We start from the raw sequence: 24,783 nt of genomic DNA, 5'->3' as shown, positions 1-24,783 counted from the left end.
GGTAAAGGCCTCTTAAATAAAACCTTATAAAACAATGACTTATGTTTTGTTTGATAGGAGCGGCCTGCGATGGGCCGCAAAGCGGCCCAAGATTACCTAACACTGACATTAGGCTAAACCCGCGCGGTGTCAGCGCCGTGCCAGTTTCAGGTTGCGGGCATACCAGGGCCGCTGCGGCACCTTCGGCCGCAAGCTGGCAAACAGGTCGTCATCAGCGAAGATGATACGCAGCGCCAACTTCATGGTCTCTGGGTCCATCTCCACACTGCGCCCCGGCCGCAGCCCCGGCACCGTGGAGCAGCCATGGGTATCCGGCCCCAGCCATGGGTCGGCCACCTCGACCCAGCGCCCCGGCGCGAACCACGGCACACCGTTGACCTCGGTGCGCCGCACCTGGCCGGGATGCACACGCTCATGGGCCCGGAACCAATCTTCGATACGGTCATCGATCCAACCATGGAAGTGCCAGAACACCGGGTTTACATGGGACGAGAACGGGTCGCCGAGAAAGTCGTTTTCCGCTTCGAACCAGCGTGCGGCAAAGTCCTCCGGCTGGCGCGCGAACGGCACCGGCAAGCCGCTGGACGGGTCGCGCGGCACCGAGGCCCAGCGCATGTGCAACCAATCGTGAAGGCCCAGCTCCATCTCCGAACCGAACTGCCCTAGGGTGAGAGTACTCAGGTAATGCGGGTCGGTGTACCTCGACTCCCAGACCTGGAAGTTACCGTGGAAGGTATCCGGCGTCTTGATATCGCGCACCCACTGGGTATACGCGGCATCGTCCGAAGCCAGCCAGGTGGGTGGCAAGGCCGTACCGTCATGGTTGTCGAAATAGCTGGCGAAGCCGACGCGGTCGCGTTCGAGCTCTGGCTGCGGGAGTGGGAAACGTGCCCACGACGGCAGGTCCTGGATGGCCCGGGCGGCACGCAGCATGTGCCGGTGCATGAAGAAAAAGTCCTCGCCCGAGCCATTGCGATCCTTGTGCCGGCCACGGGCGTCACGCTCCTGGTCGCGCGGCCCAGGCTGCCAACCCAAGCCGCGTAGGGCCGCCTGCTTGTCCTTGTCGAGGTTGTGCCACTTGTCACGCGAGGCATGCCACAACTGGTGGAATAGACGGTGCTCCGGCGCAATCAGCCAGGCCAGCAAGGCCGAGGACAAAGGCGTGCGCTCGCGTGCCTCGGGGAAACTGCGCTTGAGCGCAAGAAATTTGTTGTCCTGCACGGGTAGGGTCAACGAACGCCCCAGCGCCGCGATGCGCCCATTCAGGGTGGCCTGCCCGGCATTACCGAACCCACCCCAGACTTCGTCGAGCACCACTGTGCACTGGTAGTCCGCCTGGTCTTCCCCCGGCCAGGTAGGAAACAGCCGCCAACGCAAGGCCCTGTTCGTATCCACCAGCAAGTCACCAAGCACTCGGTAACGTGGCTCCGCGGAGCCACGCAGGCGCTCAGGCGTGTCCAGGTAACCACGCAGGCCGCGGCCACTTGGGGCAACATCGAGAAACATTTCCAGTTCACCCTCAGGCAGGCCGGGCAGCCCGGCATCTTCCCCTTGCAGGGTAAAACGCCAGATACCGCGCAAGGTGTCGCCCAATTGCTGCAGCGCCGCATCGGCCAGTTCCACCACTGCCTCACCGGGGGTTTCCGGAAACTGCTCGTCGAACCGCTGGCGCTGCACATGCTGCGCATACATCGCGCCGGGCACCGCCACGCCTGCCAATGCCACACCGGCGATGAACCCGCGTCGAGAAATCGTCATTGCAACTACCTGAGCATTCATTGCGGCCGTGGAGCACGGCCCGTCCAAGGCTAAAACGTTGCGCCATCGGCGAAATTTAGCGCCAGGCGTGACTCCGCCTAGTTCGAAGCTGGCGATAAATTTGCCCGGCCGTCGCTCGTTCACCTGATACCCAAGCCCTGCCCAAGTAGCACGTTTTGTGTCGGCAGGCCGCCCCGATCAATCGTGCAACGAGATGGCAATGACCAAGACCCGTTCCCGCAAGGCCCTGTACATCGGCCTACCCCTGGCCCTGGTGGCCGCCCTGGGGGGTGCCGCCGGCTATTTTTTCTGGCAACAGCAGCACGCCGGCTACCCGCTGAAAATCGTGCAACAGGCCAACGACCTGCACGAGCACATGCTGTCGTTCGACAGCCATGTCACCGTGCCCCTCGAACTGGGCAGCGCCGGCCACGAACTCGACAAGGACGGCCCGGGCCAGTTCGACCTGGTCAAGGCCAACCGTGGTCGCCTGTCCGGTGCGGCGCTGACCATCTTCGGCTGGCCGGAAATCTGGAACGGCCCAAACGCCCCGCACCGCCCTACCCCCGGCTTCGTCGATGCCGCCCGGCAGGAACAGGAAGCCCGCTACAAGATCATCAGCGGGATGGTCCGGGACTTTCCCAACCAGGTCGGCATCGCCTACACCCCCGATGACTTCCGCCGGCTCAATGGCGAAGGCAAGTTCGCCATCTTCATCAGCATGCTCAACGCCTACCCACTGGGCCACGACCTGTCGCAGCTGGACTTGTGGGCTGCGCGCGGCATGCGCATGTTCGGTTTCAGCTACACAGGCAACAACGACTGGGCCGACTCCTCGCGCCCACTGCCGTTCTTCAACGACACCGCCGATGCCCTTGGTGGCCTGTCGCCGCTGGGTGAGCAGGCGGTCAAGCGCCTCAACGATCTGGGCGTGATCATCGACGTATCGCAGATGTCCACCCTGGCGCTTGAAGATGTCGCCCGCCTTACCCGCGCACCAATGGTCGCCTCGCACTCCGCACCCCGGGCGTTGGTAGACATCCCTCGCAACCTCTCCGATAAGGAGATGCAGTTGATCAAGGACAGCGGCGGTGTCATCCAGGTGGTCGGCTTCGGCCAGTACCTCAAGCCCCTGAGCAAGCCGGTGATGGAAAAACTCGACGCCCTGCGCGCGCGCTTCGACCTGCAACCCCTGCAGGGCCTGGCCAACGCCCTGATGCCGGGCGATGCAGTGATCGCCATCTGGCCCGAAGCGCGTTTCGGCGAATACGCAAGCGCGCTGTACAGCACTCTGGAAGAAGAACCCAAGGCTACCCTCGCGCAGTACGTCGATGCCATCGACTATACGGTGAAGAAAGTCGGCATCGACCATGTCGGCATCAGCTCGGACTTCAACGATGGCGGCGGCCTGGACGGTTGGAACAACGTCGGCGAAATCCGCAACGTCACCGCCGAGCTGCTGACCCGAGGCTACAGCGAAACGGACATCGCGAAACTCTGGGCAGGCAACTTCCTGCGCGTCTGGGAACAGGTGCAGAAAGCCGCCCATCCCGTCGCCAACCGTTGAGTCGAGCCTGTCTTCCATGAGCAACCGTCGCACCTTTCTCAAGCAGGCTGGCCTGCTGGCCGCCAGCCTGCCGCTGCTGCCCCAGGCCCTGGCCGATAGCCCCGACAAGCCGCTGAGCGGCGCCGACAAATGGCGCAACCTGCGTGAGCTGTTCCCCCTCGACCCCAACGTGGCGCACTTCGCCAACTTCCTGGTCACCGCCCACCCACGCCCGGTGCAGGCCGCCATCGACCGCCACCGCGCCGACCTCGACCGCAACCCCGCCGCGCTGATGGACTGGGAAAGCCAGTACGAATGGCAGCGCGAGGATGAAGTACGCGAGTGGGCCGCGCGCTACCTGGAGGTCGGCCCGCGCCAGATCGCCCTGACCGGCAGCACCACCGAAGGCCTGGCGATGATCTATGGCGGCCTCAAAGTCGGCGCCGGGCAGGAGATCCTGATTACCGAGCACGAACACTATTCCGCGCAGAAGGCGCTGGAGTTCCGCAATCAGCGCCAGGGCACCGCGGTGCGCCAGATCCGCCTGTTCGACGACCCATGGACGGTCTCCACCGACCAGGTGCTGAGCACCCTCGACAAGGCCATCAAGCCCAACACCCGGGTGCTGGGCATGACCTGGGTGCACTCTGGCAGCGGCGTCAAGCTGCCGGTGGGCGAGATCGGTGAACTGGTGCGCCGACACAACCGCGAGCGCAGCGAAGCCGAGCGCATCCTGTATGTGGTCGACGGCGTGCATGGCTTCGGCGTGGAGAACGCCCGCTTCGCCGACTTCAACTGCGACTACTTCATCGCCGGTACCCACAAGTGGATGTTCGGCCCGCGCGGCACCGGGATCATCTGCGCCGCCTCCACCGGCATGCAGCACCTGGTGCCCAGCGTCGCCACCTTCTCCCGCGATGAGGACTTCGCCACCATCATGACCCCGGGCGGCTACCACGCCTTCGAGCACCGCTGGGCCGCCAGCGAAGCGTTCAAGCTGCACCTGCAGCTGGGCAAGGCCGAGGTGCAGCAGCGCATCCACCAGCTCAACAGCCTGCTCAAACAGCGCCTGCTCGAGCACCGCCAGATCCAGCTGGTGACCCCGCGCAGCGAACAGTTCTCCGCCGGTTTCACCTTCTTCCGCATCAAGGATCGTGACGCCGACGCCGTCGCCGCGCACCTCACCACCAACAAGGTGATGTGCGACGCCGTATACCGCGACGTCGGCCCGGTGATCCGCCTGGCGCCAAGCCTGCTCAACGACGAGCAGCAGATAGACCGGGCCATGTCCCTCATTACCCAGCAACTTTGAACAAGGCATCTTCCATGAGCGCACCTCTGCACCGCCTCACCCTGGCCGCCGTGCTGGCCGCCTGCAGCCTGCCGGCCCTGGCCGCGCAGCCGTCGGACAAGCCCGGCACGGTGTTCCGCGACTGCGACAAGACCTGCCCGGAAATGGTCGTGCTGCCCGCCGGCACCTTCACCATGGGCACCCCGCCCGACGAGATGGGCCGCCAGGACGACGAAGGTCCGCAGCACCCGGTGACCTTCGCCAAGCCGTTCGCCATCAGCCGCTTCCAGATCACCGCCGGTGAATGGGCCGACTACCAGAAGGCCACCGGCATCGTCATCGCCGACGGCGACGATCGTCCCGGACGGCGCTGCACCAACAGCAAGCCCAGCTACCAGCAAGGCCCTCGCCAGCCGGCGGTGTGCATGAGCTACGAAGACATCGAGCACTATGTGGCCTGGCTGTCGAAGAAGACCGGCAAGCACTACGCCATGGTCAGCGAAGCCCAGCGCGAATACGCCGCACGCGGCGGCAGCACCGGCATGTTCCCGTTCGAGCCGGACGCCAATCTCGAGATCAGCAAGAACGCCAACGTCTACGGCCCCAAGGACGGCTTCAGCTACAGCTCACCAGTGGGCAGTTTCCCGGCCAATGCCTTCGGCGTGTACGACATGCACGGCAACGTCTACGAGTGGGTCGCCGACTGTTACCACGACAGCTATGTCGGCGCGCCGGCCGACGGCAGCGCCAGGAAGGAAGCCGACTGCCGGCAGATCTCGATCCGCGGCAACGACTGGGGCGAGGCGCCGATCTTCTCGCGCTCGGGCAACCGCAACACCACAGTGCGCGACGACCGTGGCGACTGGATCGGATTCCGCGTGGTCCGCGAGCTGTAAAGCGCCCGGCGGCGGTAAATTCTCCGCCAGCAGGCTCGTTCCTATCGGTGTACTTGCGCAGGACACGGGGCGCCCTTCAGCGGCGCCCCCACTAGACCATCCAAGGAACCGCAACCATGAGCCAGACCTCTTCCCCCGAAAAAATCCACGACCTCATCGGCGTCGGCTTCGGCCCTTCCAACCTGGCCCTGGCCATCGCCCTGGAAGAGCTCGCCGAGACCAACGGCCACGCCCTCGACGCCCTGTTCATCGACAAGCAGACCGACTACCGCTGGCACGGCAACACCCTGGCCACCCAGAGTGAGCTACAGATCTCCTTCCTCAAGGACCTGGTTTCGCTGCGCAACCCTACCAGCCCCTACAGCTTCGTGAACTACCTGCACCAGAAGCAGCGCCTGGCCGACTTCATCAACCTGGGCACCTTCTACCCCTGCCGCCTGGAGTACAACGACTACCTGCGCTGGGCCGCCGAGCACTTCGCCACCCAGGCGGTGTACGGCGAGGAAGTGCTGCGCATCGAACCTGAGCTGCGCGAGGGCAAGGTCGACCACCTGCGCATCGTCTCCCGCGACCCGCAGGGCCGTGAAACCCAGCGCCGTGCCCGCTCGGTGGTGGTCGGCAGCGGCGGCACGCCGAAGATCCCCGACGCCTTCCGCGCCTTCAAGAACGACCCGCGGGTATTCCACCACTCCCAGTACCTGAGCGCACTGCAGCAGCTGCCTTGCAACGAAGGCAAGCCGATGCGCATCGCCGTGGTCGGCTCCGGGCAGAGCGCCGCCGAGGCCTTCATCGATCTCAATGACAGCTATCCATCGGTCAAGGTCGACATGATCCTGCGCGCCTCGGCCCTCAAACCGGCCGACGACAGCCCGTTCGTCAACGAGATCTTCGCCCCCGAGTACACCGACCTGGTGTTCAACCAGCCCCACGCCGAGCGCGAGAAGCTGGTCAGCGAATACCACAACACCAACTACTCGGTAGTCGACGTCGACCTGCTCGAGCGCATCTACGGCATCCTTTACCGCCAGAAGGTCGCCCATCAGCACCGCCACGCCGTACTGTGCCGCCGCACCATCGAAGATGTGGTGGAAACTGCCGCAGGCATCGAGCTGACCTTGCGCGACCTGGCCACCGATGTGCGCCAGACCCACCGCTACGACGCGGTGATCCTCGCCACCGGCTACGAACGCCGCTCGCACCGCGAATTGCTGGCGCCACTGCAGCAGCACCTGAAGGACTTCGAGGTGGACCGCGACTACCGCGCGCTGGCCAACCCCGAGTTCGGCGCCAACGTCTACCTGCAAGGGTTCTGCGAAGCCTCCCACGGCCTGAGCGACACGCTGCTGTCGGTATTGCCGGCACGCGCGGCGGAGATCGGCCAGTCGCTCTACCAGCACCTGGGCAAGCAGGCCAGCAACGCGCCGGCCAGCCTGCGCCAGACCTGCGCCTGAGGACGGGAACCAGCCGATGAGCACTTCCAACCGCGGGGCCCTGCGTGAATTGCTGGCCCTGCTCAGGCCATTCTGGCCGATCGTCACCCTGTCCATCTTCCTCGGCATGATCGGGGGCCTGAGCGTGACCACGCTGTTGGCCACCATCAACGGCGCGCTGCACGCCGAGGGCGACCTGGGGCACAGCCTGATCCTGGGCTTTGCCGGGTTGTGCCTGCTGGCACTGGTGAGCACGATCCTGTCGGATATCGGTACCAACTATGTCGGCCAGCACATCATCGCCCGCCTGCGTAAAACACTGGGGGAGAAGGTGCTCGCTGCGCCGATCGAGCAGATCGAGCGCTTTCGCAGCCACCGTCTGATTCCGGTACTGACCCATGATGTCGACACCATCAGCGACTTCGCCTTCGCCTTCGCGCCGCTGGCGATCTCGCTGACGGTGACCTTGGGCTGCCTGGGCTACCTGGCCATGCTGTCATGGCCGATGTTCCTGCTGATGCTGGCGGCCATCGCCGTGGGCACGAGCGCCCAGTACCTGGCGCAATCGGTAGGCGTGCGTGGCTTCATGGCCGCCCGCGACGCCGAGGACGACCTGCAACGCCAGTACAACGCCGTCGCCGGTGGCGCGAAGGAACTGCGCATCCACCGCCCACGTCGCCACCGCATGTTCGTGCATGGCATCCAGGCCACCGCGGATTTCATCTGCAAGACCCAGATCCGCGCGATCAACACCTTCGTGATCGCCAAGACCTTCGGCTCCATGCTGTTCTTCGTGGTCATCGGCGTCGCACTGCTGATGCACGGTGCCGGCCCTGGACAGGACAAAGCGGTCATCAGTGGCTTCGTCCTGGTGCTGCTGTACATGAAAGGCCCGCTGGAACACCTGATCGGCACGCTGCCCATCGTCGGCCGTGCCGGCATCGCCTTCCAGCGCATCGCCGATCTTTCCCGGCAGTTCTCCTCCCCCGAGCCGCACCTGCTGCTGACCGACGCACCGGCTGCCAAGGCCACGGTGCGCAGCCTGGAACTGGTCGAGGTGAGCTACGCCTTCCCAGCGGTGGGCGATGCCGCGCCCTTCCGACTGGGGCCGGTCAACCTGCGGATCGAACAGGGCGAAATCGTCTTCATCGTCGGCGAGAACGGCTGTGGCAAGACCACGCTGATCAAGCTGTTGCTGGGACTCTACGCACCACAACAGGGGCATATCGCACTGGATGACAAGATCATCGATGCCAGCGACAGGGACCAGTATCGCCAGCTGTTCACCACGATCTTCGCCGACTACTACCTGTTCGACGATGTGATCCAGGGTGAACAGAGCATTCCCGAAGATGCCAACCAGTACCTGGAACGCCTGGAAATCTCACACAAGGTGAGCATCCAGGACGGCAAGTTCACCACCACCGACCTGTCCACCGGGCAACGCAAGCGCCTGGCGCTGATCAATGCCTGGCTGGAGCATCGCCCGGTGCTGGTGTTCGACGAGTGGGCGGCCGACCAGGACCCGACCTTCCGCCGGATCTTCTACACCGAGCTGCTGCCCGACCTCAAGCGCCTGGGCAAGACCATCATCGTGATCTCCCACGATGATCGCTACTTCGATATCGCCGACCAGTTGGTACGCATGGAAGCCGGTCGCGTGGTCACCCAGCACGTCCCGGCCTGACCACTCCGACGAGCGCGGCGCACGGCCCGGCCTGTCCGGAGCACGGCGCCGCGATCCGCCCGCAAGGAAGCTGGAACAGTCGACGCCACAGCATTACCCCCCTCGGGGTTTTCATCAGATAAATCGCAAAGGACAGATTGTTGATTCTGTTTTTCCGGTTTTCAATCCGTGATGCGTCTAATTATCAGTTACTGGTTATTCCAAAAGAAAATCGCAAAAAAGGCAGATTGTTGATTCTGTTTTCCGGTTTTCAACCGTGATGCGTCTAATTATCAGTTACTGATTATTCCAAAAGAAAAACTGCCCACTTCCTTCAGGAGTCCCTTTCACCCATGCACCGCCCGAATCTGTCCCCAACCCCCCTGGCACGCGCCGTACGTCCATCGCAGTCGAACCGTACGGTACTGCCGGGCGCCCTGCTCACCCTGATGCTGCTGGGGAGCAGCGCAGCGTACGCCGAGCAGGTCTCCGTCAACATCGCCGCCCAGCCGCTGTCCACCGCCTTGCAGCAACTGGGCCAGCAGACTCAGATGCAGATCCTCTACAGCCCAGAGTTGGTGCAAGGTTTGAAGTCCAGCCCGGTATCCGGCTCGCTGTCGACCGACGAGGTGCTGCAGCGCATGCTCCAGGGCAGCGGCCTGTCCTACCGCGTGGACGGCCACACCATCCTGCTGATGCCGCCACCCAGTACCGGCGAGGCAGCACTGGAGCTGAGCCCGACCTCGATTTCGGGCATGGCGCCGGGCTCGGTCACCGAAGGCTCCGGCCTGTACACCACCTACATGTCCAGTAGTTCGACGCGCCTGAACCTGACCCAGAAGGAAACCCCGCAATCGGTCACCGTGGTCACCCGCCAGCGCCTGGACGACCAGAAGCTGACCAACCTGACCGAGGTGCTCGAGGCCACCCCAGGCATCACCGTGCTCCGCACCGGCATCGGCGCCGAGAACGACACCTACTGGTCGCGCGGCTTCCAGATCAACAACTTCGAGATCGACGGTGTTCCCACCTCCCCTCGCCTGGACAACACCACCCAGAGCACGGCGATGTACGACCGTGTCGAGATCGTGCGTGGCGCCACCGGCCTGATCAGCGGCACCGGCACCCCGTCGGCGACCATCAACATGATCCGCAAGCGCCCGACCGCGACCTTCCAGGGCAGCGTGACCGCCGAAGCTGGCAGCTGGGACCGTTACGGCACCGGATTCGACGTCTCCGGCCCACTGACCGACAGCGGCAACGTCCGCGGGCGTCTGGTGGTCGACTACAAGACCCAGAACTCTTTCGTCGACCGCCTCGAGCAGGATACGCAGCTGATCTACGGCATCTCCGAGTTCGACCTCAGCGAAGCAACCATGCTGACCGTCGGTTTCAGTTACCTCAAGACCCAGGTCAACGACCCGCTGCGCACCGGCTTCCAGGTCCGCTACGCCGACGGCAGCAAGACCGACTTCAGCCGCTCGAAGAACAGTTCGCCGACCTGGTCGTACAACGACCGCAAACAGACCAATGTCTTCACCTCCCTCGAGCATCAGTTCGACAACGGCTGGAGCGGCAAGGTCGAGCTCAGCCACAGCGTCATGGACTTCGACGAGCTGATCAACTACATGAACGGCGAGATCAGTTCGGTGGACGGCTCCGGCGCCTACATGTACCCCAACCGCTGGTCGGGCAAGCCTCGCCAGAACAACCTCGACGCCTACCTGACCGGCCCGTTCACCCTGTTCGGTCGCGAGCATGAGTTGATCACCGGCGTCACCCTGTCCCGCTACACCGAAAACACCCCGGATCACGGTGGCTGGTTCGGTCCCTGGACCGGCTATGACGGCACCATCGACAATATCTGGGACTGGAAAGGCCAAGGCCCGCGCCCGGACACCACCACCGTCGGCAAGACCTACATCCAGGAAAACCAGTACGCCGCCTACATGACCGGTCGCTTCCACGTGACCGACGACCTGGCCGTGATTCTCGGCGGTCGCGTCACCGACTGGCGACGCACCAGCGACTACCAGAACTGGAACGATCCGACGTTCGACAACAAGAGCGACGAAAACCGCCACGGCGTGTTCCTGCCCTATGCCGGCGTGGTCTACGACCTCAACGACACCTGGTCGGTCTACGGCAGCTACACCAAGATCTTCAACCCGCAGCCCTATGGCGTGCACGATGAGAATTTCAAGGCCCTCGACCCACAGGAAGGCACCGGTTACGAGCTGGGCGTGAAAGGCAGCTTCAACGACGAAAAACTCAACGCCAGCCTGGCGCTGTTCCGCATCGAACAGGACAACCTGCCCGTCTATGTGCGTGCGCCGGACATCTACCGCGCCGAGCAGGGCACCACCACCGAGGGCGTGGAGCTGGAGCTCAACGGCGAGCTGGCCGAGGGCTGGCAGGCGTTCGCCGGCTACGCCTACAGCGTCAGCACCGACTCCGACGACAACCGCATCGTCACCAACAACCCCCGTCACAGCGCCAAGACCTTCACCACCTATCGCCTGCCCGGCATTCTGGACAACAAGCTGACCATCGGCGGTGGCGTGAACTGGCAGAGCAAGACCGGCCAGGACCTGCACACCTTCACCCAGGGCAGCTATGCCGTGACCAACCTCATGGCGCGCTACGACATCACCCAGAACCTGAGCGCATCGCTCAACCTCAACAACGTCTTCGACCGCAAGTACTTCTCCTACGTCGACAGCTGGGGCGTGTACGGCGCGCCCCGCAACTTCATGACCAGCGTGCAGTACAAGTTCTGACCGCAACCACGACCCAGGGCGCCAGGCCCTGGGTCGTGGGCCTGGCGCCACACCCCACGCAGCAACGCCCCCCCATTCGCGGGCAAGCCCGCCCCCACAGAACCCCCGTCACTCTCAAGCCATGTGCTCATCTGCACGAGCGGACTTGCCCGCGGGGATCGAGTAGGAGGCGGGTTCACACCCGCCGTCCTCTCACACCACCGTGCGTACGGTTCCGTACACGGCGGTTCAGGTTATGCGGCTAAGCCGGTTGATCGTATCCAGTATTGAGATCAGTCCGAGTTGATCCCACAGTTTCTTCGGTAGGGCCTGATTTACATGTGGCGCACCCGAGTTCCACCATGGGCCTCGGCCATTGAAGGCAGATTTACAAGCACGCTCTCGGCTCAGCCCCAGACGCATCAGGTTGTTGGCCCTCGTAGAGGGTTGCTTCCATTGTCGCCAGATGACACAGCGAAGTTTGTGCCTGATCCACCCGTCCAGCTCTTCTAGTGGACGCCTGCTCTGACTGAGCTTGAAATAGCTCGCCCAGCCCCGTACCACGGGGTTCAGCCGCTCGATGATGTATGCCACCTTACGGCCTCGCGCCCCGCGCAGCAGTTCCTTGAGCCGACCGCGCAGGCGGCCAAGGCTCATCGTCGCTACCCTTAGCCTAGGCTGTTGATGCCAGCTCATCCCATAACCCAAGTAGTCGCATTTCCACGCCCTTGCCACTTGGCTCTTCCTCCTGTTCACCGTCAGTTTCAGGCGTTCTTTCAGGAGGCGCTCGACGCTGGTCAGCACTCGTTCGCCTGCCCGCTGACTACGCACATAGATGTTCGCATCATCGGCATAGCGCACAAACCGGTGGCCCCGCCGCTCAAGTTCACGGTCAAATTCGTCGAGCAGGATGTTCGACAGCAACGGTGAGAGCGGGCCGCCTTGCGGCGTCCCTTCCTGCCGAGGGCTGACGACACCGCCCGACATGACCCCGGCTTCTAGGTAGCGGCGGATAAGCCTGAGCACGCATTTGTCTTCGACACGGCGCTCGATACAGGCCATGAGTATGTCGTGGTTGACCCGATCAAAGAACTTCTCCAGGTCAAGTTCCACGCACCAGCGATGGCCCGCCGCCACATGGGAGCGGGCCATTTCAACAGCTTGGTGAGCGCTTTTGCCCGGACGAAAGCCGTAGCTGTAGTCCGAAAACAGCGGATCGAAGAGTGGCGTGAGCTGTTGCTGCAATGCTTGCTGGATCAGACGATCCACGACGCTGGGGATTCCCAATTGCCGTGTGCCGCCCTGCGGCTTGGGGATTTCAACCGCCCGCACTGTTTGGGGATGGTATTCACCGGCCAGCAACCTGGCTTTGAGAGTTGGCCAATACTGTTTCACATAGCCAGCCAAGTCAGCGACCGTCATGCCATCGGCACCCGGCGCGCCCTTGTTGCTGACCACTCGCTGATACGCACGCTTCAGGTTGGCCGGTGCAAGCACCCGCTCCATCAGCGTGTCCGGCTCCGCGTTCGTCCACGCCACAGACGCCGTCGATGCCTGCGCACTGCCAGCCGTCGCCCTCGGATTCTGTCCGGAACTTGGGGTCACAGTTCTCCCTCGGAGAAATTTCTGCGTTTCGACATTCGACGAGACTCTGGCGCCTACTGGCGGCATAACCTGTTCGGCCCTTGGTGGCGCGGTTAACCGCCACTTACTACGGCTTCGGCTGACTTCTGCATGCTCATCCCGTCGTCTCTCGACGCCCGGTAGCACAATGGCAAACGTGCAGATCTCCCAGGGTAATTCGCGTGACCTTCCTGCTTATGCCTGTCGGATCTACGACACAGCGTTCCGTGCAAGTATCGGGCTTTGAAGATGTTGGCCTTCTCACCCCGCTGCGCCGCCTCTATCCGCTTCCTGTTCGTCAGGCCAGCATTTTGCCTCGGACTTCCTTCAGATTCGCAGTCGCCCGCGACACCCTTGCCTCTGGCTAACACTTCCCCTTGCCGGGTGTGTAGAGGACTTTCACCTCCAAGTCACCCGCTTGGCCACCACAGCCAAGCAGGTTGCGCTAACGCGCAACGCGCCATGCCTGGCGCACCAACGCAAAAGGGCCGCATAGCGGCCCTCGATATCCAGTGCAAAACATCAGTTCAAGGCGTCACGCAGCACCTGCGCCAACCTCGCATACACCGTGTCGATCTCGGCCGTGACCAGGCGCATGCGCAGGAAGTCGTGCACCAACCCCTCGAACACTTCGCTGCTGACCGTCACCCCCTGCTCGCGCAGGTGACGCGCATAGGCCTGCCCTTCATCTAGCAGTGGATCGAAGCCTGCCAGGCCGATGTATGCCGGCGCCACACCCTGCAAGCCGGTGGCCAGCAGCGGCGAGAAACGCCAGTTCGAGCGGTCCTCGGCCTGGCGCGCATAGTGATCGTAGAACCACTCCAGGGTGGCGCTTTCCAGCAGGTAGCCCTCGGCGAACAGCGTACGCGACTCCCAGCTCTTCGAGGCATCGGCCACTGGATAGCAAAGCAATTGCAGCCGTGGCTGGACAGGCCCACCCAGGTGGGCGGCGTCGATCGCCAGCACGCTGGCCAGGGTCGCGCCGACACTGTCGCCGCCCACGGCCACCCGGCTGGCATCCAGCCCCCACTCGCGCGCGTTGTGTGCCAGCCACGCCAAGGCATCGGCGCAGTCGTCCAGCGCCACCGGAAAGCGTTGCTCCGGGGCGCGCCGGTAATCGACGGTCAGTACCGCGCAGGGGGTGCGCGCGCAGAACTCGCGACAGACACCATCGTGCGAGGCGATGCTGCCCACCACGAATCCACCGCCGTGCAGGTACAGCAGCACCGGCAGTGGTTGCTCGGCAGGCGCGCAGGGCCGGTACAGACGCAGCGTCAGGGTGGCGCCATCGCGAGCCTGGCAATGCAGGTCCTCGCTGTGCACCTGTGGCGCTTCCCAACGCATGCGCACGGAGGCCTGCTCGAAGGCGTCGCGCGCCTGAGCGGGGGTCGAGCGGTGGAAGGCCATGGACTGGCCATCGCCTGGGCTGGCGTCGACCAGGTCGAGGAATTCGGCAATTTCAGGATTCAGTGGCATGACTCGGTTCCTGGGCCGGACGCACCCGCATCCGGCCTGTCAGAAGAAGGAAAATTCAGTTGGCCTGGACCTGCAGGCAGTGCTCGATCAACAGCACCAACTCGGCCTGGAACTGTTCCATGAAAGCCGTGATGGTGCCCTGGCGGAAGCGTCGGTTGCTGTAGATGCAGCGGAACGACAGCTTGCCGTCGAACACCTGGCCTACCACTTCGAGCCAGTTGGCCAGGCTCGCCTGCTGCGAGAAGCTGTCGCCAACGCTCTCCGGCGCGGGCAGGAACAGCGCCTGCTCGGCATCGAAGCTCTGGTCGAGCTGCCCCAGGTAGTTGAAGGTGACCTGCGCCTGCGGCAGGTCGGCCAGGCGCGCGCGCACCCACGGTTCGTCCATGTGGCGCAGCACGCCGTAGCCGATGCCCTTGTCCGGCACCTGGGCCAACTGCTCGCGAATCGCCACGATCGACGCCCCGGGTTCGGACACCGGGCTCAGGCGTACCGGATACATGCTGGTGAACCAGCCCAGGGTACGGCTCAGGTCCAGTTGCTCGAACAGATCCTCGCGGCCATGGCCTTCCAGCAGCACCAGCGCCGACGCACTGTCGTCCCATTGGCACAGGGCCCGGCTCAGCGCAGTCAGCAGCAGGTCGTTGATCTGCGTCTGGTAGGCCGCGGGCGCCTCCTTGAGCAACTGTGCGGTCCGTTGCGCATCCAGGCTGAACGCGGCCTCTTCGCGGTGGCACATGAGATTGCCGCCACGTGGGTTGTCACAGCGCAGCGGCCCGTCCTGCCGGTCGAGCTGCGCCACCCAGTAGTCGAGCTCACGCTCGCGCAAGGTCACCGCATGGCCGGCCAGGCCAGCGGCCCATTCACCGAAGCTGCTGGTGCGCAGCGGCAGCTGCGGCTCCCGTTCGGCGAGGAAAGCCTGGTAGGCCTCCTGCAAGTCCTGCAGCAGCACACGCCAGGACACACCGTCGATCACCAGATGGTGGATCACCAGCAGCAGGCGTACCTGGCCATTGCCCAGGGTCGCCAGCAAGCCGCGCATCAGTGGCCCCTGGGCCAGGTCCAGGCTGCGTTGCAGCTCATTGGCCAGGTCCTCCAGCGCCTCTTCGTCGGCCACCTCGCGCACCCACAGCAGCGGGTCGTCGTCCAGGCGCTGCAGGCACTCCTGCAACGGCTGGTAACGCTGGATCCAGCGCCCCTGCTCGTGGGTGAAACGCAGGCGCAAGGCATCGTGCTGGCCGAGCATGCAGGTCAGCGTGCGCTCCAGCGCCCGCGCATCCAGTGGCTGGTTGGCACGCAGGATCAACGCCTGGTTGAAGTGTTCCGGCGCATGGGTCTGCGCGGTGAAGAACCACTCCTGGATCGGGATCAGCGGGAAGGCGCCCTCCACCACCACGGCCTGCTGCTCGCCGCTGACCCGCGACACGCCCTGCTGGTCGAACAGGTTGGCGATGGTCTGGCAACGCATCAGGTCGCGCAGCTTGAGCTCCAGTTTCAGTTGCGCATGGTTGCGCACCCGCGAAATCACCTGCAGGCTGAGGATCGAATCGCCACCCAGCTCGAAGAAGTTATCGGCGATCCCCACCTGCTCGACCTGCAGCACCTCGGCCCAGATCTGCGCCATCCATTGTTCCTCCTCGCAGCGCGGGGGCACATGGCTGGCCAGGTCGAAGGTGGGCTCCGGCAGGGCCTTGCGGTCGAGCTTGCCATTGGGCGAGACCGGCAGGCGCTCCAGGCAGATCACCTGCAACGGCACCATGTAGGCCGGCAGCGTCTCGGCCAGGGCGGCCTTGAGCTGATCGCCGCGAACCTCGGCGGTGGCCGCAACGTAGCCGATCAACTGCTTGCCGGAGACGCCGTCGCGAGCGATCACCACGGCATCGCCGACACCCGGTTGCTGGCGCAGGCTGGCTTCGATCTCGCCCAGCTCGATGCGGAAGCCCCGCACCTTCACCTGGTGATCCAGACGCCCGACGTAGTCCAGTATCCCGCTTTGACGCAGGCGCACCAGGTCCCCGGAACGGTAGAAACGCGCACCAGGCTCACCGAATGGGTCCGGCACGAACCGCTCGGCAGTGATCGATGGCCGCTGGTGATAGCCGCGAGCCACGCCATGGCCACCGATGAATAGCTGCCCGGCGAAACCGACCGGCAACGGGTTGAGGTCATCGTCCAGCACCCGTAGCGAGCGCTGCCCCACGACCCGGCCGATGGGTGCGTAGGCCGCGCCGCAGGGCTCTTCGGACGAGGCCTTCCAGAGCATCGGCGTGACTACCGTTTCAGTCGGACCATAGCCATTGGTGATGTAGCGTGGCCGCAGCACCTCGCGCACCTCGGCCAAGGTCTGCTCCGGCACCGCGTCGCCGCCCAGGCAATAGATACGCACCGGGGGCGGCTCGACACCGCTGCGCTGCACATATTCGGCCACCTGCTTCAGGTAGGCGGGCGGGAAGCAGGCGATGTCGACCCGGCCCCGACTCAGCGCCTCGCAGGTCTGCTGAGGCGTCCACAGTTCGTTGTCGCGCAGAATCAGCGTACCGCCCACCGCCAGCGTGGTTAGCCAGCGCTCGTGGGCGCCGTCGAAGGCGAACGACATGAAGTGCAGCTCTCGGGTGCCGGCCTCCATCTCGTAGAGCTCGGCGATGGCCTGGCAATGCATGCTCAAAGGCCCATGGCTGACCGCCACGCCCTTGGGCACACCGGTCGAGCCAGAGGTGTAGATCAAGTAGGCCAGGCTGTGCTCGCCCGGCACCGGGAACACGCTGGCCGGCGTACCGGCTTCGCACGCCAGGGTCGCCGGGTCGAGCGGTTCCAGGCCCTCGGGCAGGGCCAGGCGCTGCCCCAGGTCAGCACGACCGATCAGTTGGCGCATGCCGGAGTCCTGGATCATGAAGGCCAGGCGCTCGGCCGGGTAGTCCAGGTCCAGTGGCACATAAGCCGCACCGCTCTTGAACACCGCCAACAGGGCCACCAGCATGTCCACCGAGCGTTCCAGGGCTACGCCCACCAGTACCTCCGGGCCGGCACCACGGGCGAGCAGTTGCCGCGCCAGCACGTCGGAACGGGCCTCCAGCGCCGCGTAGCTGAGGCTCTGGCCGGCACACTCGGCGGCGATGGCCTCAGGCCGCGCGGCCGCCTGGCGAGCGATCAGCTGCGCCAGCATCACCGGCTCGCCGGCCTGCGCCGGCACCGCGCCCCAGGCGTCGAGCGCCTGATACTGCGCCGGGCTGAGCCGTTGCAGGTTGCCGATGTATTCGACAGGGCTGTCGATCATCGACTGCAGCAAGGTCTCCATCAGTGCGCGAATGCCCTGCACGGCCTCGGGCGTGAAGTGGCTGCGCAGGAACAGGTACTCGATGGCCAGGGTCTCGCCGAGGGTTACCGCCAGGTCCATGGGGAAGTTGGTGACGTCGTGGCTGCTCGAGGCGCCGAAGCGCAGGCCGCCCTGGGCCTGTTCCAGGCGCTGGTCGATGGGGTAGTTCTCGAACACGATGATGCTGTCGAACAGGGCCTGGCCACCCTGCCCCGACCAACGCTGGATGTCGGCCAGCGGCGCATGGGCGTGCTCGCGCAGGTCCAGGTTGTCGGCCTGCAGTTGCTGCAGCCACTGATCCAGGCGCTGTGTCGGCTCGAGGGTCTGGATCACCGGCAAGGTGTTGATGAACAGGCCAAGCATGTGCTGCGCGTTGGCCAGGCTCTCGGGGCGACCGGCCACTGTAGCGCCGAAGGCCACGCTGCGCTGTCCGGTGTAACGCTGCAACAGCAACAGCCAGGCGCCCTGGATCAGGGTGTTGGCGGTAATGCCCTGGGCCCGGCAGTGCTGCTGCAAGGCGGCGGTGCGCTGGGCGTCCCAACGGGTGTACAGCGCCTCGTGCCCCGGCAGGTCGGCAGTGTGCCGCGGGTGAATCGACTGGCTCAGTTGGGTCGGCGCGTCGAGCAGGCGCAGACGGCCCTGCCAGTAGTCCTGCAGGCGCCCCTGATCCTGCTCCTGCAACCAGGCGATGAAGTCACGGTAGCGGCCGCTGTCGCCGGTCACTTCACCACTGGCGTAGTGCTGCAGCACCTCGCCGAACAACTGCGAACTGCTCCAGCCGTCCATGAGGATATGGTGGCTGGTCCACACCAGCTGGTGCTCGGCGTCGCCCGTGCGCACCAGCAACAGGCGTTGCAGCGGCACCTGGCCGAGGTCGAAGCCACGCTGCGCGCGGGCAACCGCCTCGAGGTCGGCGGCGGTAAAGGATCGTGCCCGCCAGTCGAGCACGGTCATCGCCACGTCGACGTGACGGTGCACCACCTGCAACGGCGCGCTCTGGCCGCCTTCCCAGTGGAAGGAGGTACGCAGGATCTCGTGACGGCCGATCACATGCTGCCAGGCGGCGCGGAAGCGCTCTTGCTCGAGCCCCTCGACCGGCAGGCTGAGCTGGTTGACGTACAGGTCGTCGCCTTCGTCGGACAGGCTGTGGAACAGCATGCCCTGCTGCATCGGCGACAGTGGGTAGATGTCTTCGACCTCGGCCACCGCCACCGGCAGTGCGTCGAGTTGCGCCTGGCTCAGGCCCGCCAGCGGGAAGTCCGACGGCGTCAACCCTTGCGGTGCCTGGCAGTGCTCGACCAGCGCCGCCAGCTCCGCCTCGTAGGCCCGCGCCAGCCGCTCGATGGTCGCACGGGCGAACATCTGCCCGCTGAAGCTGAACGCCAGGCTCAGCTCGCCGCCATACACCTGGCCATTGAGCACCAGCCAGTTGCCCAGCGGCGCCAGCGGGCTCTGCTCCTCACCCGCGCTTTCGGCGGCGGGCACGAACAGCGCCCGCTCATCGAACTGGCCATCCAGCTGGCCCAGGTAGTTGAAGGTGATGCGCGGCACCGGCAGCCCGGCCAGGCTTGCGCGCGCAGCCTCGTCGCCCAGGTAGCGCAAAGCGCCGAAACCGATGCCTTTGTGCGGCACGCCGCGCAGCTGTTCCTTGACCTGCTTGATCGAGGCGCCCAGCTCGGCGGCCGGGGTCAGGCGCACCGGGTAGGCGCTGGTGAACCAGCCCACGGTACGGCTCAGGTCGATATCGTCGAACAGGTCTTCGCGGCCATGGCCTTCCAGCTCCACCAGCGCCGAATCGGCGCCGCTCCAGCGGCACACCACCCGGGCCAAGGCGGTCAGCAGCAGGTCGTTGACTTGGGTGCGGTAGGCCGCCGGCGCCTGTTGCAGCAAGCGTCGGGTCAGCTCGGCATCCAGGCGTGCCTGCACGCTCTGGCGGTGACGGTTCTGCAGGCTGGCGCCCAGCTCGGCCTCGGGCAGGTCCAGCGGCGCACCGGCCAGTTGCCCTTGCCAGTAGGCCAGCTCGCTGTCCAGGCTTGCGGCATGCTGCTGCAGGCGTTCGCCCCAGGTCTTGAACGCGCTGGTCTTAGCTGGCAGTTTCGGCGTGCTGCCCGCCAGGGCCTGGCGGTAGGCATCATGCAGATCTTCCAGCAGCGCGCGCCAGGACACGCCATCGACCACCAGGTGGTGGATCACCAGCAGCAGGCGCTGGCCACCGTCGGCCAGGTCGATCAGCACCGCACGCAGCAGCGGGCCCTGGGCCAGGTCCAGGCTACGCTGGGCCTCTTCGCAGGTCGCCTCGATTTCCTCGGCGCTGCGCAGCGCGGCACGCCACAGCAACGGCTGGGCCGGTTGCAGCGGACCGTGTTCGGCGCTGCCGTCGGCAAAGCGCAGGCGCAGGGCGTCGTGCTGGGCGTACAGTGCCAGCAGCGCCTGCTCCAATGCGCTGGCATCCACCGTTTCGGTGCCGCGCAGCAACAGCGACTGGTTCCAGTGCTGCGGCTCGCTCATGCGCTGGTCGAAGAACCATTGCTGGAACGGCAGCAGCGGCGCGCTGCCCGTCACCGGGCCCTGGTCGATACGCGGCACCACCGCCTCCCCGAGCTGGGCCACGGCCGCCAGGCGCTGCACGGTCTGGTGCTGGAACAATGCCTTGGGCGTGATATGGATCCCGGCCTGTCGCGCACGACTGACCACTTGGATCGACATGATCGAGTCGCCGCCCAGGGCGAAGAAATTCTCGGTAACGCCCACCGGGCCTGCGCCCAGCACGGCCTGCCAGATCTCGGCCAGGGCGATTTCGGTCGGTGTGGCCGGCGCCTGATAGTCGCGAGCCTTGACGGTCTGGTCCGGGCGTGGCAAGGCCTTGCGGTCGAGCTTGCCATTGGGCGACAGCGGCAGGCTGTCCAGTGCCAACCACTGGTTCGGCACCATGTAGTCCGGCAGGCCGCGCCCCAGGTGTTCGGCCAGTTGTGCCTGCCAATCGGCGGCCTCGCCGGTCAGCACCACATAACCGACCAGCTGCTTGCCGTCCGGCACCGTCACCACGGCTTCACGTACCAGGTCGTGCTCCAGCAAGCGCGCCTCGATCTCGCCCAGTTCGATGCGCAGGCCACGCAGCTTGACCTGGTGGTCGATACGCCCGGCGTACTCGATCACCCCATCCGCGCGGTAGCGCGCCAGGTCGCCGGTGCGGTAGATGCGCTCGCCATTGCCGTATGGGCTCACGGCGAAACGCTCGGCGGTCAGCCCTGGGCGGCGGTGGTAGCCGCGCGCCAGGCCTGCGCCGGCCAGGTACAGCTCGCCCAGCACGCCCACCGGCACCGGTTGCAGCTCGGCGTCGAGGATGTAGCAGCCCAGGTTGGCGATCGGCTCGCCGATCGGCACGCTGTCACGCCCTTCCTCGCGGCAGGTCCAGTGGGTCACGTCGATGGCCGCCTCGGTCGGGCCGTACAGGTTGTACAGGCCGGCCTTCGGCAGCTTGGCGAACACCTGCTGCTGGGCATCGGCCGGCAGCGCTTCGCCACTGCAGACGATGCGCGCAAGGCTGGTGCAGCGCGGCACGCCGCTGTCTTGCAGGAACGCCTGGAGCATCGACGGCACGAAGTGCAGCGTGGTGATCTGCTCGGTAGTGATCAGCTCGACCAGACGGGCCGGGTCGCGGTGATCACCCGGCGCGGCAACCACCAGTCGCGCACCGGTCATCAAGGGCCAGAAGAACTCCCACACCGACACGTCGAAGCTGAACGGCGTTTTCTGCAACACGCTGTCGCGGGCATCCAGTCGATAGGCCTGCTGCATCCAGCACAGTCGGTTGACCAGGGCCGAATGGCGGTTGCCCGCGCCTTTCGGCCGGCCTGTGGAGCCGGAGGTGTAGATCACATAGGCCAGGTTTTCAGGGGCCACCGCCACGTTCGGGTTGCGCGCGTCATCGGCGCCCGGTTCCAGGTCCAGCGCCAGGGTCTGCACGCCTTCGGCCAGCGGCAGTTGCAGGTGGCTCTGGGTCAGCAGCAGTTGCACGCCGCTGTCCTCGATCATGTAGCGCAGGCGGTCTTCGGGGTATTCCGGGTCCAGCGGCACGTAGGCGCCACCGGCCTTGAGGATGGCCAGCAAACCGACCACCATCTCCACCGAACGCTCCACCGCGATGCCCACCAGCACATCCGCGCCGACACCCAGGGCGATCAGGCGATGGGCCAGGCGGTTGGCGCGGGCGTTGAGCTGGGCGTAGCTCAGGCGCGTCTCGCCGAAGGCCAGCGCCGGGGCATCCGGGGTGCGCTGCACCTGGGCCTCGATCAGTTGCTGGATGCTCTGCTCCAGCGGGTAATGTTCAGCGGTGGCGTTCCACGTGACCAGGGTGCGCTCGCGCTCGGCGGCCGCCAGCAATGGCAGTTCGGCCACCGGTTGTTGCGGTTGCTCGACAATGCCTTGCAACAGATTGATGAAGTGGGTCGACAGCCGCTCGATGGTCGAGCGCTCGAACAGGTCGGTGGCATAGATGAACGACGCCTCCAATCCCTCTGGCGATTCGCGGGTCTCCAAGGTCAGGTCCAGTTGGGCCACTTCGGTGACACTGTCCACGCCTTCGATCTGCAGGTCGCCCAGGCGCGCGCTGGTCGCCCCGCCACGGCCGGCCGCTTGATGGTTGAACATCACCTGGAACAGCGGATTGAGCCCCAGGGTGCGCTCCGGCGCCAGGGCCTCGACCAGTTGCTCGAACGGCAGCTCCTGATAGGCCTGGGCATCCAACGCGTGCTGGCGCACCTGGCGCAACAATTCGACGAAGGGCTGCTCGCCGGCGACCTGGGCACGAATCACCTGAGTGTTGACGAAATAACCGATCAGCCCTTCGGTCTCGACCCGGTTGCGGTTGGCGCTGGGCACCCCGATGCGGATATCGTCCTGGCCGCTGTAGCGGTGCAACAACGCGTGGAATGCCGCCAGCAGCAGCATGAACAAGGTGCCACCCTCGGCCCGGGCCAGGGCTTGCAGGTCATGGCTCAAGGCCGCCGGCAGTTGCAGATTGCAGCGCGCGCCACGGTAGCTGGGCTGCGCCGGCCGCGAGTGATCCAGCGGCAGTTCCAGCACCGGTTGCTGCGCGCCCAGGCGCTCGGTCCAGTAGGCCAGCTGGCGATCACGCTCGCCCGCCTCCATCCAGTGGCGCTGCCACAGGGCATAGTCGGCGTACTGGATCGGCAGCGGCGCCAGGGTCGGCGCCTGGCCGAGGCTCAAGCCGGCATACAGGGCGATCAGCTCGCCGACCATCACCTGCATCGACACGCCATCGGAAACGATATGGTGCTGAGTCAGCACCAGCACCTGGTCGTCGGGCGCCAGCTCCAGCAGACGGACCCGCAGCAGCGGCCCCGCCTCGAGGTCGAACGGCTGACGGGTTTCCTCGGCCACCCGGGCCTCCAGTTGTGCCAGGTCCAGCGGCCCGACCACCTCATGGGCGATGGCCAACCCGGCCACGGGGTCGATCACCTGCAATGGGCGCGTCTGGTCGAAGACGAAACGGGTGCGCAGCGTCTGATGCCGCTCCACCAACCGCTCGAAGGCACCTTGCAGCGCCTGGCGATCCAGCCGGCCGCGCAGACGCAGGGCCATGGGGATGTGATAGGCACTGCTGTGCGGCTCCAGCTGCCAGAGGAACCACTGGCGCTCCTGGGCGAAGGACAGCGGCAGTTGCTCGAAGGCCGACTGCACCTCGGGGATCGGCAGGTTGGCCGGGGACACGCCCTCGGCCAGCATCTTCTCCAGGTACAGGGCACGCTTGTCCAGTGGCAAGGTGATGAAGCGGCGAGCGATCCGCGCGGCAACGGTGCTGTCCATCACAGCCCCTCCATGTCGTCGAGCAGGTCTTCCAGACGGCTCAGGGTCGAATCCTGCACCTGTGCGCCGGTGGCTTGCAGTTGCGCCACCAGAGCACCAAGCACCGGGTATTGGAACAGCAGTTGCGGGACCAGCTTCAGCCCCAGTTCGAGTTGAATACGCGACACGATATTGATCACCAGCAGGGAATGCCCGCCCAGTTCGAAGAAGTTGTCAGTCAGGCCGACTCGCTCAAGCCCGAGGACCTGCGCCCAGATTGCCGCGACCTGTTGTTCCAGTTCACTCTGCGGCGCCACATAGGCACGCTGCGATTGCGCGGCATCCACGGCGGGCAAGGCCTTGCGGTCGAGCTTGCCATTGGGCGACAGCGGCAGGCTGTCCAGTGCCAGCCACTGGTTCGGCACCATGTAGTCCGGCAGGCCAAGGCGCAGATGCTCGGCCAGTTGTGCCTGCCAATCGGCGGTTTCGCCGCTCAGCACCACATAACCGACCAGCTGTTTGCCGTCCGGCACCGTTACCACGGCTTCACGCACCAGGTCGTGCTCCAGCAAGCGCGCCTCGATCTCACCCAGTTCGATGCGCAGGCCACGTAGCTTGACCTGGTGGTCGATACGCCCGGCGTACTCGATCACCCCATCCGCGCGGTAGCGCGCCAGGTCGCCGGTGCGGTAGATGCGCTCGCCATTGCCGTATGGGCTCACGGCGAAACGCTCGGCGGTCAGCCCCGGGCGGCGGTGGTAGCCGCGCGCCAGGCCTGCGCCGGCCAGGTACAGCTCGCCCAGCACGCCCACCGGCACCGGTTGCAGCTCGGCGTCGAGGATGTAGCAGGCCAGGTTGGCGATCGGCTCGCCGATCGGCACGCTGTCGCGCCCTTCCTCGCGGCAGGTCCAGTGGGTCACGTCGATGGCCGCCTCGGTCGGGCCGTACAGGTTGTACAGGCCGGCCTTCGGCAGCTTGGCGAACACCTGCTGCTGGGCATCGGCCGGCAGCGCTTCGCCACTGCAGACGATGCGCGCAAGGCTGGTGCAGCGCGGCACGCCGCTGTCTTGCAGGAACGCCTGGAGCATCGACGGCACGAAGTGCAGCGTGGTGATGTTTTCGCCGGTGATCAGCTCGACCAGACGGGCCGGGTCGCGGTGATCACCCGGCGCGGCAACCACCAGTCGCGCACCGGTCATCAAGGGCCAGAAGAACTCCCA

The 24,783-nt window shown here is 65.4% G+C and carries 11 protein-coding genes; 6 read left to right on the top strand and 5 right to left on the bottom strand.

The features are described from left to right. Positions 1 to 129 precede the first annotated feature (129 nt). Positions 130 to 1,758 carry a twin-arginine translocation signal domain-containing protein gene (locus TZ03_RS27430; protein ID WP_051101453.1) on the bottom strand — a complete coding sequence of 543 codons (1,629 nt, stop codon included), beginning with the start codon at positions 1,756 to 1,758 and terminating at the stop codon, positions 130 to 132. Positions 1,759 to 1,978: 220 nt separating this feature from the next. Between TZ03_RS27430 and pvdM the strand changes: the two genes are divergently transcribed. From pvdM to TZ03_RS27400, 6 genes are all read left to right on the top strand, one after another. Next, a complete protein-coding gene (pvdM, locus tag TZ03_RS27425; RefSeq protein WP_051101452.1) occupies positions 1,979 to 3,325 on the top strand; it encodes a pyoverdine-tailoring dipeptidase-like protein PvdM in 1,347 nt (448 codons plus the stop codon). A gap of 16 nt (positions 3,326 to 3,341) precedes the next feature. Next, entirely contained in the window at positions 3,342 to 4,616 is a 1,275-nt protein-coding gene (locus tag TZ03_RS27420) for an aminotransferase class V-fold PLP-dependent enzyme (RefSeq protein WP_051101451.1), read from the top strand. 14 nt (positions 4,617 to 4,630) lie between these two features. Then, positions 4,631 to 5,491: a formylglycine-generating enzyme family protein gene (locus TZ03_RS27415; protein ID WP_051101450.1), complete on the top strand. Its 861-nt coding sequence runs from the start codon at positions 4,631 to 4,633 to the stop codon at positions 5,489 to 5,491. Positions 5,492 to 5,607: 116 nt separating this feature from the next. Then, on the top strand, positions 5,608 to 6,942 hold the full coding sequence (locus TZ03_RS27410; protein ID WP_051101449.1) for a lysine N(6)-hydroxylase/L-ornithine N(5)-oxygenase family protein: 1,335 nt from the start codon (positions 5,608 to 5,610) through the stop codon (positions 6,940 to 6,942). A gap of 16 nt (positions 6,943 to 6,958) precedes the next feature. Further along, positions 6,959 to 8,608 carry a cyclic peptide export ABC transporter gene (locus TZ03_RS27405; RefSeq protein WP_051101448.1) on the top strand — a complete coding sequence of 550 codons (1,650 nt, stop codon included), beginning with the start codon at positions 6,959 to 6,961 and terminating at the stop codon, positions 8,606 to 8,608. A gap of 332 nt (positions 8,609 to 8,940) precedes the next feature. Continuing rightward, positions 8,941 to 11,367 carry a TonB-dependent siderophore receptor gene (locus tag TZ03_RS27400; RefSeq protein ID WP_082056749.1) on the top strand — a complete coding sequence of 809 codons (2,427 nt, stop codon included), beginning with the start codon at positions 8,941 to 8,943 and terminating at the stop codon, positions 11,365 to 11,367. Between the two features lie 228 nt (positions 11,368 to 11,595). On the opposite strand, the gene ltrA is transcribed toward TZ03_RS27400, so the two are convergent. The 4 genes from ltrA to TZ03_RS27380 all read right to left on the bottom strand — a co-directional run. Continuing rightward, the gene (ltrA, locus tag TZ03_RS27395) at positions 11,596 to 13,017 is read right to left on the bottom strand and encodes a group II intron reverse transcriptase/maturase (protein ID WP_051101447.1); all 1,422 of its coding nucleotides are present in this window, start codon (positions 13,015 to 13,017) and stop codon (positions 11,596 to 11,598) included. A gap of 474 nt (positions 13,018 to 13,491) precedes the next feature. Next, entirely contained in the window at positions 13,492 to 14,445 is a 954-nt protein-coding gene (locus TZ03_RS27390; RefSeq protein WP_051101446.1) for an alpha/beta hydrolase, read from the bottom strand. Between the two features lie 55 nt (positions 14,446 to 14,500). Continuing rightward, positions 14,501 to 23,587, bottom strand: a complete 9,087-nt coding sequence (locus tag TZ03_RS27385) for a non-ribosomal peptide synthetase (RefSeq protein WP_236692913.1) — start codon at positions 23,585 to 23,587, stop codon at positions 14,501 to 14,503. Continuing rightward, positions 23,584 to 24,783: AMP-binding protein (locus TZ03_RS27380; protein ID WP_051101445.1), on the bottom strand; the 1,200-nt coding region annotated here is incomplete at its 5' end. The genes TZ03_RS27385 and TZ03_RS27380, both read right to left, overlap by 4 nt.

It is taken from the genome of Pseudomonas sp. 10-1B (assembly GCF_000935045.1).
Classification (GTDB): domain Bacteria; phylum Pseudomonadota; class Gammaproteobacteria; order Pseudomonadales; family Pseudomonadaceae; genus Aquipseudomonas.
This window is presented reverse-complemented; position numbering and strand designations above follow the sequence as displayed.

Coding starts and splice junctions, on each gene's coding strand:
- TZ03_RS27415 (WP_051101450.1), top strand. CDS start 4,631: ATGAGCGCACCTCTGCACCGCCTCACCCTGGCCGCCGTGCTGGCCGCC.
- TZ03_RS27420 (WP_051101451.1), top strand. CDS start 3,342: ATGAGCAACCGTCGCACCTTTCTCAAGCAGGCTGGCCTGCTGGCCGCC.
- TZ03_RS27410 (WP_051101449.1), top strand. CDS start 5,608: ATGAGCCAGACCTCTTCCCCCGAAAAAATCCACGACCTCATCGGCGTC.
- TZ03_RS27430 (WP_051101453.1), bottom strand. CDS start 1,758: ATGACGATTTCTCGACGCGGGTTCATCGCCGGTGTGGCATTGGCAGGC.
- pvdM (WP_051101452.1), top strand. CDS start 1,979: ATGACCAAGACCCGTTCCCGCAAGGCCCTGTACATCGGCCTACCCCTG.
- ltrA (WP_051101447.1), bottom strand. CDS start 13,017: ATGCCGCCAGTAGGCGCCAGAGTCTCGTCGAATGTCGAAACGCAGAAA.
- TZ03_RS27405 (WP_051101448.1), top strand. CDS start 6,959: ATGAGCACTTCCAACCGCGGGGCCCTGCGTGAATTGCTGGCCCTGCTC.
- TZ03_RS27400 (WP_082056749.1), top strand. CDS start 8,941: ATGCACCGCCCGAATCTGTCCCCAACCCCCCTGGCACGCGCCGTACGT.
- TZ03_RS27390 (WP_051101446.1), bottom strand. CDS start 14,445: ATGCCACTGAATCCTGAAATTGCCGAATTCCTCGACCTGGTCGACGCC.